Source organism: Cryobacterium sp. TMT4-10 (assembly GCF_004403275.1).
Taxonomy (GTDB): Bacteria; Actinomycetota; Actinomycetes; order Actinomycetales; family Microbacteriaceae; genus Cryobacterium; species Cryobacterium shii.
The window spans coordinates 34,154-44,650 of record NZ_SOGU01000085.1 but is presented as its reverse complement, the minus strand read 5'-3'; the positions used below and the strand labels follow the sequence as shown (position 1 = coordinate 44,650).

The following is a 10,497-nucleotide window of genomic DNA, read 5'->3' as shown; positions in this document are numbered from 1 at the left end:
CGGGGCCCAGGCACCCGCAGCGGCCGTCCGTCCGGCGCCGGCCGCCCAGCCGGCTCCCGCTGCGGCTAAGCCGGCTGCTCCGGCTCCGGCTCCTGCGCCGGCTCCGGCTCCTGCTCCTGCGCCGGCACCCGCACCTGCGCCGGCTCAGCCGGCCGCCTCGGCACCGACCCCCAACGCGAGCGCCGTCGACACGGCACTGAACTTCGCCCGTCAGCAGCTCGGCGACCGCTACCAACTGGGCGGATCCGGTCCCGACGTCTGGGACTGCTCCGGCCTGACCAAGGCCGCCTACGGTGCGGCCGGCGTCTACGTCGGGCCGCATTCGGCGACCGCGCAGTACCGCACGATGGCCAACCAGGGCCGGCTGGTGTCGTTCAGCCAGGTTCAGCGCGGCGACCTCGTCTTCTGGGGCGGCGGCGGCGACTACTACCACGTGGCCATCTACGTGGGCGGCGGGCAGGTGCTCGAGGCTCCGGACGTCGGCAAGCCGGTGCGCATCCACAGCATCTGGTCGCCCGGGGACGTAGCCCCGTACGTCGGCCGGCCCACCGGCTGACCCCGACCCCTCATCCGGCCGGCCCTTCTACGCCGAACCGTGAGAAAAGCCCCTTCCCGGACTCCGGGAAGGGGCTTTTCTCACGGTTCGGCGAGTGTGTGTGGGTGTTGGAGGAGCGGAGGCTAGTGGCCCTCGGTCGCCAGCTTCTCGATCCCGTCGCGCACGATCTGGTCGGCTTCGGCGGCGTCGCCCCAGCCCTCGGTCTTGACCCACTTGCCGGGTTCGAGGTCCTTGTAGTGCTCGAAGAAGTGCTCGATTTCCTTGCGCGTGTACTCCGGGATGTCCTTGACATCCTGGATGTGGTCCCAGCGCGGGTCGCCGGCCGGAACGGCGATGACCTTCGCGTCTGAGCCGCCGTCATCCGTCATGTTGAACACGCCGACCGGACGCACGGAGAGCCCGACGCCCGGAAAGAGCGGGAAGTCGAGCAGCACGAGAACGTCGACCGGGTCGCCGTCCAGGCCGAGGGTGTTCTCGAAGAAGCCGTAGTCGGTCGGGTAGACGAAGCTCGTGTAGAGCACCCGGTCCAGGTAGACCCGGCCGGTCTCGTGGTCGACCTCGTACTTGTTACGGCTCCCACGGGGGATTTCGATTACTGCGTCGTATGCGGCCATGGCCTGTTTCTCCCTTGATCAAAGTCTGCCGCTAACGTTACTGGATGGAGTCCCCCCGCCGTCCGAGGCTCAGCCCGGCCATCGCCGATGTGCGGCGGATGGTGCGTGAGCTGCTCCCCGAGGCCGGTCTCGTGCTGGTCGGGCTGAGCGGGGGAGCCGACTCGCTCGCCCTCGCCGCCGCCACCGCCTTCGAGGCGTCGCGCGCCGGCCTGGGCGCCGGGGCGGTCATCGTCGACCACGCGCTGCAGGCCGGCTCGGCCGAGGTCGCCGCCGAGGCGGCCCGTCAGGCCGGTGCGCTCGGCCTCGACCCGGTGCTCACCCTGCGGGTCACCGTCGACGAAGGCGCGGGTGCCGGCGGGCCGGAGGCCTCCGCCCGCCAGGCGCGGTACGCGGCGTTCGACCGGGCGCTGGCGGAGACCGGTGCGAGCCACGTGCTGCTCGGCCACACCCTCGACGACCAGGCCGAGACCGTGCTGCTCGGGCTGGCGCGGGGCTCCGGCCCGACCAGCCTGCAGGGGATGAGCGCCGTCAGCGGGCCGTTCCTGCGGCCGCTGCTGGGCATTCGCCGAGCCGTGACGCGCCGGTTCTGCCTCGACGTCGGACTGACGCCCTGGCAGGACCCCCATAATCTCGATCGAAGATTCGCGCGGGTGCGGGTGCGGCACACCGTGCTGCCGCTGCTCGAGGACGAACTGGGCCCGGGCGTCGCCGAGGCGCTCGCGCGCACGGCCGACCACCTGAGGGAGGACTCCGGCGCCCTGGACGACCTGGCCCGGCAGCGGGCCGAGGAGCTCTGCGAACTAAGTACGGGCGGCGTGCGGCTGGCGGTGAGCGGGCTGGAAGCGAACCCGCCCGCGCTGCGGCAGCGGATCATCCGTTTCGCGGTAGAGCGCGAATTCGGCGCATCCCTGGAACGGGTGCACACGCTGGCCGCGCTTCGGCTGGTCACCGACTGGCACGGACAGAAGGCGCTGGACCTGCCAGGCGTTAGAGTTGTACGGCAGGACGGTTGGCTGATTTTCGCCGCGCCTGGACACACTCCAAGCAAAGGAACATCCCGCTCCCATGGAACCCCGCGACATTGAAGGCGACCTCACCGAGATTCTGATCGATGAGGAGCAGATCCGGGCCAGGCTCGCCGAGCTGTGTCGCGTGATCGAGAAGGACTACGCCGGCAAGGACCTGCTGCTGGTCGGCGTTCTCAAGGGCGCGGTCATGGTCATGGCGGATCTGGCCCGCGAACTCGTGCACCCGATCACGATGGACTGGATGGCGGTGAGCTCCTACGGCTCCGGCACGCAGTCCAGCGGCGTCGTCCGCATCCTCAAGGACCTTGACACCGACCTGCACGGGCGGAACGTCCTGATCGTCGAGGACATCATCGACTCCGGGCTGACGCTCTCCTGGCTGCTCGCCAACCTCAAGTCGCGCGGACCCGAATCCGTCGAGATCTGCGCGCTGCTGCGGAAGCCCGCCGCGGCTCGCGTCGACATCGACGTGAAGTACCTCGGATTCGACATCCCGAACCAGTTCGTCGTCGGCTACGGCCTCGACTTTGACGAGCGCTACCGCAACCTGCGCTCGGTCGGCGTGCTCGCCCCGCACATCTACGCCTGACCCGCACGGAGCGCTGACACCCTGGCGCTGACACACATAGCGCTTTGGGCGAACACACGGTTCCCGCTCAGTGGCGGCAAGGTAGCCTGTGACCACGATGAACGTCAAGAAGCTACTGCGCGGGCCGCTCCTCTACATTCTGCTGGCATTTGTTGCCGTCTGGGTAGGGTCGAGCCTCATTACCATGTCGGGATTCAAAGAGATTTCGACCCAACAGGGGCTCGAGTTCCTCAAGGACGGGAAGGTCTCCGAGGCCAAGATCGTCGACGGCGAGCAGCGCGTCGACCTGACCCTGACCAAGGCCGATCCGAAACTCGGCAGCGAGGTGCAGTTCTACTACGTCGCCCCGCGCGGCGAGGAGATCATCACCGCCGTCACGAACGCAGACCCGAAGAACGGTTTCACCGACGAGGTGCCCAAATCGAGCTGGTTCCTGTCCCTGCTCGGGATCCTGTTGCCGCTGCTGCTGATCGGCGTGTTCTTCTGGTTGATGCTCTCCGGCATGCAGGGAGGGGGCAACAAGGTCATGCAGTTCGGCAAGTCCAAGGCCAAGCTCGTCTCCAAGGAGAGCCCCCAGGTCACGTTCGCGGATGTCGCGGGCGCCGACGAGGCGATCGAAGAACTCGAAGAGATCAAGGACTTCCTCAAGGAACCGGCCAAGTTCCAGGCCGTCGGCGCGCGCATCCCGAAGGGCGTTCTGCTCTACGGCCCTCCCGGCACCGGAAAGACTCTCCTCGCCCGCGCCGTGGCCGGTGAGGCCAACGTGCCCTTCTACGCCATTTCCGGTTCCGACTTCGTCGAGATGTTCGTCGGCGTCGGCGCGAGCCGCGTGCGCGACCTGTTCCAGCAGGCCAAGGAAAATGCCCCGGCCATCATCTTCATCGACGAAATCGACGCCGTCGGGCGCCACCGCGGCGCCGGCATGGGCGGCGGTCACGACGAGCGTGAGCAGACCCTCAACCAGCTCCTGGTCGAGATGGACGGCTTCGACGTCAAGGCCAACGTCATCCTGATCGCTGCGACGAACCGTCCGGACATCCTCGACCCGGCGCTGCTGCGCCCCGGCCGGTTCGACCGTCAGATCGGCGTGGACGCCCCCGACATGCTCGGACGCAAGCGCATCCTCGAGGTGCACTCCAAGGGCAAGCCCATGGCCCCCGGCGTCGACCTCGAGGTGCTGGCCCGCAAGACTCCCGGCTTCACCGGCGCCGACCTGGCCAACGTGCTGAACGAGGCCGCCTTGCTGACGGCCCGCTCCAACGCCCAGCTGATCGACAACCGCGCCCTGGACGAGGCCGTCGACCGGGTGATGGCGGGTCCGCAGCGCCGCAGCCGGGTCATGCGCGACAAGGAAAAACTGATCACCGCGTACCACGAGGGCGGCCACGCGCTGGTCGCGACCGCGATGCGCAACACCGACCCGGTGACGAAGATCACGATCCTGCCCCGCGGTCGCGCCCTCGGCTACACGATGGTGATGCCGGTCGAAGACCGCTACTCCGTCACGCGCAATGAGTTGCTCGACCAGCTCGCCTACGCCATGGGCGGCCGGGTGGCCGAGGAGATCATCTTCCACGACCCCACCACCGGCGCCTCGAATGACATCGAGAAGGCCACGTCCACAGCCCGCAAGATGGTCACCGAGTTCGGGATGAGTTCGGCCGTCGGCCCGCTCAAGCTGGGCCAGGGATCCGGTGAGGTCTTCCTCGGCCGCGACATGGGCCACCAGCGCGACTACTCCGAAAGGGTCGCCGAGAGCGTCGACGCCGAGGTGCGCCAGCTCCTCGAAGACGCGCACGACGAGGCCTACGAGGTGCTGAACACCAACCGGGAGATCCTGGACCGGCTGGCCGCGGCGCTGCTCGAGCACGAAACGCTCGACCAGCACGCGCTGGCCGATATCTTCGAGGGCGTCGTCAAGCTCCCGACCCGGCCGCAGTGGCTGTCCAGCGACAAGCGCCCCGTCTCCGACCAGCCTCCCATCCCGATGCCGGCACCCAAGATCTCCGCCCCGACCGGCGTGCTCGACGGCGACGCCGTCGCGAGCAAGCCGGCCCGCACGCCGGCCCGCAGCCCCCGTCCCGCCACCGCCTAGGTCGCGCCGGTGGCAGTAGACAGGGCGCGGATCGAAGCCGCGGTCGCCGAGATCATCGCCGCAATCGGCGAGGATGTCGCCCGGCCGGGGCTCGAGGCGACGCCCCGGCGGGTAGCGGAGTCCTACGCTGAATTCTTCGCGGGGCTCGACGTCGACCCGGTCGACCACCTGCGCGACACCATCCCGGTGGGACCCCACACGGGCGAGCTCGTGCTGCTGCGGGACATCGCCTTCCGGTCGGTCTGCGAACACCACCTGCTGCCGTTCCTCGGCACCGCCCACCTCGCCTACCTGCCCGACGAACGCGTCGTCGGGCTGGGCAAGCTGCCCGCCGTGGTCGACACCCTGGCCACCCGGCCCCAGCTGCAGGAGCGGCTGACCGAGGAAATCGCCGAGGCCCTGCACACGGGGCTCCGGCCGCGCGGGGTGCTCGTGGTCCTCGACGCCGTGCACGGCTGCGTGACCGCCCGCGGCCCGAGGCAGTCCGCCAGCTCGACCGTCACCATGGCCAGCCGCGGCGAGCTGTCCGAGCCCGCCGCGCGCGCCGAGATCATGGCCCTGATCGGGGCCGGGCGGTGACGCCCCCGCATTCGTCGGCGCCGACCCCGCCGAGGACCCTGGTGATGGGGGTGCTCAACGTCACCCCGGACTCCTTCAGCGACGGCGGGAAGTGGGCCTCCACGGATGCCGCCATCGCCCACGCCCTCGCGCTCACGGGCGAGGGGGCCGATTTGATCGATGTGGGCGGCGAGTCCACTCGCCCCGGCGCCGGCCGCGTCTCGCCCGCCGAGGAGCAATCCCGGATCATCCCGGTGATCACCGAACTGGCCCGCCAGGGTCTCCGGATCAGTGTGGACACCCTCAACTCCGGCACCGCCGCGGCGGCCGCCGCCGCCGGCGCGAGCGTCATCAATGACGTCTCCGGGGGACTGGCCGACCCGGTGATGGCATCCGTCGCTGCGGACAGCGGGCTCACCTACGTGGCCATGCACTGGCGCGGACACGCCCGGAAGATGGACGCGCTGGCCCGGTACGGCGATGTCGTCGCCGACGTGCGCGCCGAACTCTCCGCCCGGGTGGAGGCGCTCACCGAGGCCGGCGTGCTGCGGGGCAACATCGTGCTCGACCCCGGTCTGGGCTTCTCGAAACTGCCCGAGCACAACTGGCAACTGCTCGCGCACCTGACGTCCTTCGCCGACCTGGGGCTTCCCGTGATGGTGGGCGCGTCCCGGAAACGGTTCCTGGCCGGGGCGCTCCCCGCCGACGTCGGCCTCTCCGAGCGCGACCTGCCGACCGCGGTGGTCAGCGTGCTGGCGGCCCAGGCCGGCGCCTGGGCGGTTCGCGTGCACGACGTCGCGGCGACGCGCACGGCACTGAACGTGCTCGCACTGGTCGACTCGGCCACAATGGAACTATGAGAAGCGACTCCATCACGTTGACCGGGCTCCGAGTCAACGCGCATCACGGCGTCTACGACTTCGAGCGTGAGAACGGTCAGGACTTCGTCATCGACGTGACGGTCTGGCTCGACCTGCAGCGGGCCGCGGCGTCCGACGACGTGACCCAGACCATCCACTACGGCGAACTCGCCGTCGAGGTCACCGATGCAGCCCGGCACAACCCGGTCGACCTGATCGAAACCGTGGCCGAGCGCATCGCCGCCGTGGTCCTGGCCCACGACGTGGCCGAGCGGGTGCAGGTGACGGTGCACAAGCCGCAGGCGCCGATCTCCGTGCCGTTCACGGATGTCGCGGTGCAGATCCTGCGGACCCGCGAATGAGCGGGCAGCCGGCGCTGCTGGCCCTCGGGAGCAACCTCGGCGACCGGGCGGCCACCCTCGCGGCGGCCGTGAACGAGCTGGCCGGGATTCACGGGCTCGAGCTGACCGCCGTGTCCCCGGTGTACGAATCGGTCGCGGTGAAGCCGCACGGCGTCGACGAGAACGCGCCCCGGTACCTCAACCTGGTGGTGGGCATCCGTTACGACGGCGACCCGCACACCCTGCTGGACGCCGTGAACGCCATCGAGAACGACCACGGCCGGGTGCGCGCCGAGTGGTGGGGTGATCGCACCCTGGACATCGACATCATCGCCTTCGACGACCTCGAAATCGATGACGCCCGCCTGACCCTCCCGCACCCTCGGGCCTGGGAGCGCGACTTCGTGCTGGCCCCGTGGCTGGACCTCGACCCCGAGGCCGTCCTGCCGGGGCACGGCACGGTGCGCGCGTTGCTCGCCGCCGTCGGCTCCACGGTGCGGCCCTACCGTCTGCCGCACGACATCGGCGGCGCCCGGTGAAGCGCACCCGCGCGACACCCGTCATCGCCCTGACCATGCTGGGCCTGGTCGTCGGCTTCCTGGTCGAAATCACCTCGGCGGCGACCGGGGCCGCGATGGTCCTGCCCCCGGCCACGCTGCCGGTGGCCCTGGTCGGCATCGCCATCGCCGTGGTGGCGCTGGCGTGGCCGATCCGGCAGGCGACCCGGGGCAAGGTGCGCCGGCACGTCAACCCCTTCCTCGCCATGCGCGTTGCCGTCCTGGCGAAGGCCTCAGCGCTGAGCGGGGCGCTGATGCTCGGCTTCGGCCTCGGCATCGTGCTCTACGCCCTGACCCGGTCCGTGATGCCGGCGGCAACGTCGGTCTGGTCCGCACTCGGGATGGCGCTCGGGGCCGCGATCCTGCTGACCCTCTGTCTCGTCGCCGAGCACTTCTGCACGCTCCCCCCGGACGACGAGGACGACGAGCAGGGCGGAATACGTGCCTGAGACCGCCGGACGACTGGACCTGCCCGAGGCGGGTGAGTGGAAGCGCGTCTCGCCCAGGTACGTGGTGGTGGAGATCGTCGGGACGGTGCTCTTCGGCCTGGCCCTGTGCGCCGCAGCCTCCGCGCTGTGGCTGGTCGCGGACGTGCAGTGGGCGCCGTACCTGCTCGCGGCCATCATCGTGATCACGGCGGTCACGGTCGCGTTCGAACCGCGCCGGGTGCGCGCCATCGGCTACCAGCTGCGCCAGGACGACCTGCTCTTCCGGCGGGGCATCATGTTCACCCGGTTCGTGTCGGTTCCCTACGGGCGGATGCAGCTGGTCGACATCACCCGCGGACCGATCGCGCGCCGGCTGGGACTCGCCGACCTCAAGTTCGTGACGGCCGCCGCCTCTTCCGGAGTCCTCATCCCCGGGCTCACCGAGGCGGATGCGGAGAGCCTGCGCGACGCTCTCGTCGAACTGGCCGAGAGCCGTCGGGCCGGACTGTGACCGAGCTGGCCGACGGGGAGTGGCACCGGCTGCACCCGGCCAGCCCCCTGCTGCGCGGCGGAATCTTCATCGTCGCGGTGCTCGGCTTCATCGTCGCGAACCTGCGCGAACGCCTGGTCGACTTCTTCCTGGGGGTTCCACGCTACGGCGGTGACCCGATCGACGAGATCCTCGAGCGCGGCGCCGTCGGCTGGGCCCTGCTCGGACTCACGGCCGTGCTGATCGCGATCCTGGCGGGCTTCTACCTGTCCTGGCGCATGCACACCTTCCGGGTCACCGGCGAGGTGGTCGAGGTGCGCAGCGGCCTGGTCTTCCGCAGCAACCGCCGTGCCCGCCTCGACCGGATCCAGGGCGTCAACATCGTGCGCCCCTTCGTGCCGCGCCTGTTCGGAGCCGCGAAGCTCGAGGTGAGCGTGGCCGGCCAGGACGCGAACGTGCAGCTCGCCTACCTGGGGTCGGCCAACGCGGACCAGCTGCGCCGGGACATCCTTCGCCTCGCGTCAGGTCTGCGGCAGCCCGCGCCGGTGCAGCCGGGCGCCGCCGCTCCCCTCGAGGGTGCCGCCGCCGTGGTCCCCGGCGCGGGAACCCCGGCCGGGCTCGGCGCGTTCGCCGCCCACCGGGCCGCCGACTTCTTCGCTCCCGAGCTTGACCCCGACGCGGCGCCGCCGGAATCCGTCGTGCGGATCCCGCCCGGACGGCTGATCGGCTCCGTCCTCTTCAGCAGGTTCACGGTCTTCCTGGTCCTGGCGGCCATCGCCCTGGCCGTCTTCGGCTGGACCGCCGACACCGGCGGCTGGCTGCTCGTGGTCATCCTGCCGGGCCTGATCGCGAGCGTCAGCTTCTACTTCTCCCGCGTCACCAGGTCGCTGCGCTACAGCATCGCCGGCACCGCCGACGGCGTGCGGGTCGGGTTCGGCCTGCTGACCACCAGCAACGAGACCCTGCCGCCGGGCCGCATCCACGCCATCCGTGTCTCCCAGCCCATCCTCTGGCGCCCGTTCGGCTGGTGGCAGGTGCACATCAACACGGCCGGCCACTCCACGAACAAGGGCGCCGGCGGCGAGGCCGACACCACGACGCTGCCGGTGGGCACGCTCGCCGACGTCGCCCGGGTACTCGAACTGATCCTGCCGGGGTTCGACTCCGCGCCTCAGCAGGCCCTGATCGAGCGGGGGCTCCGCTCCACGGGGGGCGACGACGGCTTCACGAACGCGCCGCGCCGCGCCGCCTGGCTGCTGCCGTTCTCCTGGCGCCGCACCGGCTACGCCCTCTCCGAGGGGGTCGCCCTGCTCCGCCGCGGCGTGCTCTCCCGGGAGCTGATCCTCGTTCCTCTGGCCCGGCTGCAGAGCGTGGGCATCAACCAGGGCCCGGTCGAACGGATGCTGCGCCTCGCCTCCGCGCGCCTGCACACCGTCGCCGGACCGGTGGTGGCGACCCTCAGCGTGCTCGACGCGGGCGAAGCCGTGGCGTTGTTCGAGCAGGTCTCGTCCGGAGCGATCACGTCCGCCCAAGCGGACACCACCCACCACTGGAACCTCCCGAACGGAGCCCTCGAATGAGCCAGCGTCCCGGCCGCCTCGGAATCGGCATCATCGGGGCCGGCCACGTCGGCCCCATCCTCGGCGCCGCCCTCGCCGGCGCCGGCCACGCCATCGTCGGAATCTCCGCGATCTCCCAGGCCAGCCGCGACCGGGCGGAGGCCATCCTTCCGTTCGTGCCGATCCTCAGCGTGCCCGAACTGGTCGAGCGCAGCGAACTGGTCATCATCGCGGTACCGGACGCCCAGCTGGAGAGCCTGGTCAGCGGGCTCGCCGCAACCGGCACCTGGCAGGCCGGACAACTCGTGCTGCACACCTCGGCGCGCTACGGCACCGCGGTGCTGGCGCCGGCGCAGGCCGGCGGCGCCATCCCCCTGGCCATTCACCCGGCCATGAGCTTCACCGGCACCAGCATCGACCTGGCCCGTCTGGCCGACACCTACTTCGCCGTGACCGCGCCGACCCCGGTGCTGCCGATCGGGCAGGCCCTCGTCGTGGAGATGGGCGGCGAGCCCGTGATCGTCGCGGAGGCCGACCGGGCCCGGTACGCCGAGGCCGTGGAGACCGCGACCGCGTTCTCCACCTCGATCGTGGAGCAGGCCACCGGGCTGCTCTCGGGGATCGGGATCGAACATCCGGGGGCCGTGATCGCCCCCCTGATGCGCTCGGCGATGGAGAATGCGCTGGCCCGCACCAGCCCCGACCGGCTCGACCTCTCGCACCTCGAGGGGCTCGGGGGTCCGGCCGGACTCGACCCCCCTGACCGGCCCGACGACCGCGACGATTTCGACGAATGATTCAACCGCAACACACCGGAGGACG

General features: G+C 70.6%; 13 protein-coding genes. 12 read left to right on the top strand and 1 reads right to left on the bottom strand.

Annotated features, from left to right (window positions below; translation table 11 throughout):
• The coding region (locus E3T42_RS11665) for a C40 family peptidase (RefSeq protein ID WP_174776688.1) at window positions 1-556 on the top strand (556 nt) is incomplete at its 5' end.
• Window positions 557-678: 122 nt separating this feature from the next.
• On the opposite strand, the gene ppa is transcribed toward E3T42_RS11665, so the two are convergent.
• Window positions 679-1,170 carry an inorganic diphosphatase gene (gene ppa, locus E3T42_RS11660; RefSeq protein ID WP_134366850.1) on the bottom strand — a complete coding sequence of 164 codons (492 nt, stop codon included), beginning with the start codon at window positions 1,168-1,170 and terminating at the stop codon, window positions 679-681.
• 44 nt (window positions 1,171-1,214) lie between these two features.
• Between ppa and tilS the strand changes: the two genes are divergently transcribed.
• The 11 genes from tilS to E3T42_RS11605 all read left to right on the top strand — a co-directional run bounded on the left by tilS (window position 1,215) and on the right by E3T42_RS11605 (window position 10,472).
• A complete protein-coding gene (gene tilS, locus E3T42_RS11655; RefSeq protein WP_134366849.1) occupies window positions 1,215-2,255 on the top strand; it encodes a tRNA lysidine(34) synthetase TilS in 1,041 nt (346 codons plus the stop codon).
• A complete protein-coding gene (gene hpt / locus E3T42_RS11650; protein WP_134366848.1) occupies window positions 2,236-2,787 on the top strand; it encodes a hypoxanthine phosphoribosyltransferase in 552 nt (183 codons plus the stop codon). The genes tilS and hpt overlap by 20 nt, the downstream gene beginning before the upstream one ends.
• Window positions 2,788-2,884: 97 nt before the next feature.
• On the top strand, window positions 2,885-4,882 hold the full coding sequence (gene ftsH, locus E3T42_RS11645; protein ID WP_134366847.1) for an ATP-dependent zinc metalloprotease FtsH: 1,998 nt from the start codon (window positions 2,885-2,887) through the stop codon (window positions 4,880-4,882).
• A 9-nt stretch (window positions 4,883-4,891) separates the two neighbouring features.
• Window positions 4,892-5,461, top strand: a complete 570-nt coding sequence (folE, locus tag E3T42_RS11640) for a GTP cyclohydrolase I FolE (protein ID WP_134366846.1) — start codon at window positions 4,892-4,894, stop codon at window positions 5,459-5,461.
• Between the two features lie 44 nt (window positions 5,462-5,505).
• On the top strand, window positions 5,506-6,300 hold the full coding sequence (gene folP / locus E3T42_RS11635; protein WP_134366845.1) for a dihydropteroate synthase: 795 nt from the start codon (window positions 5,506-5,508) through the stop codon (window positions 6,298-6,300).
• On the top strand, window positions 6,297-6,662 hold the full coding sequence (folB, locus tag E3T42_RS11630) for a dihydroneopterin aldolase (protein WP_134366844.1): 366 nt from the start codon (window positions 6,297-6,299) through the stop codon (window positions 6,660-6,662). Before folP ends, folB begins: the two co-directional genes overlap by 4 nt.
• Window positions 6,659-7,180, top strand: a complete 522-nt coding sequence (folK, locus tag E3T42_RS11625) for a 2-amino-4-hydroxy-6-hydroxymethyldihydropteridine diphosphokinase (RefSeq protein ID WP_134366843.1) — start codon at window positions 6,659-6,661, stop codon at window positions 7,178-7,180. Before folB ends, folK begins: the two co-directional genes overlap by 4 nt.
• Window positions 7,177-7,647, top strand: a complete 471-nt coding sequence (locus tag E3T42_RS11620) for a DUF3180 domain-containing protein (protein ID WP_134366842.1) — start codon at window positions 7,177-7,179, stop codon at window positions 7,645-7,647. Before folK ends, E3T42_RS11620 begins: the two co-directional genes overlap by 4 nt.
• Window positions 7,640-8,137, top strand: coding sequence for a PH domain-containing protein (locus E3T42_RS11615; protein WP_134366841.1), 498 nt, complete (start codon window positions 7,640-7,642; stop codon window positions 8,135-8,137). Before E3T42_RS11620 ends, E3T42_RS11615 begins: the two co-directional genes overlap by 8 nt.
• Window positions 8,134-9,696, top strand: coding sequence for a PH domain-containing protein (locus E3T42_RS11610; RefSeq protein WP_134366840.1), 1,563 nt, complete (start codon window positions 8,134-8,136; stop codon window positions 9,694-9,696). Before E3T42_RS11615 ends, E3T42_RS11610 begins: the two co-directional genes overlap by 4 nt.
• On the top strand, window positions 9,693-10,472 hold the full coding sequence (locus E3T42_RS11605; RefSeq protein WP_134366839.1) for a Rossmann-like and DUF2520 domain-containing protein: 780 nt from the start codon (window positions 9,693-9,695) through the stop codon (window positions 10,470-10,472). The genes E3T42_RS11610 and E3T42_RS11605 overlap by 4 nt, the downstream gene beginning before the upstream one ends.
• The last annotated feature ends 25 nt before the right edge of the window (window positions 10,473-10,497 follow it).

Bases quoted from the DNA above. Each gene is read 5' to 3' on its own strand.
- ppa (WP_134366850.1), bottom strand. From the start codon at position 1,170: ATGGCCGCATACGACGCAGTAATCGAAATCCCCCGTGGGAGCCGTAAC.
- tilS (WP_134366849.1), top strand. From the start codon at position 1,215: ATGGAGTCCCCCCGCCGTCCGAGGCTCAGCCCGGCCATCGCCGATGTG.
- hpt (WP_134366848.1), top strand. From the start codon at position 2,236: ATGGAACCCCGCGACATTGAAGGCGACCTCACCGAGATTCTGATCGAT.
- ftsH (WP_134366847.1), top strand. From the start codon at position 2,885: ATGAACGTCAAGAAGCTACTGCGCGGGCCGCTCCTCTACATTCTGCTG.
- folP (WP_134366845.1), top strand. From the start codon at position 5,506: ATGGGGGTGCTCAACGTCACCCCGGACTCCTTCAGCGACGGCGGGAAG.
- folB (WP_134366844.1), top strand. From the start codon at position 6,297: ATGAGAAGCGACTCCATCACGTTGACCGGGCTCCGAGTCAACGCGCAT.
- folK (WP_134366843.1), top strand. From the start codon at position 6,659: ATGAGCGGGCAGCCGGCGCTGCTGGCCCTCGGGAGCAACCTCGGCGAC.
- E3T42_RS11605 (WP_134366839.1), top strand. From the start codon at position 9,693: ATGAGCCAGCGTCCCGGCCGCCTCGGAATCGGCATCATCGGGGCCGGC.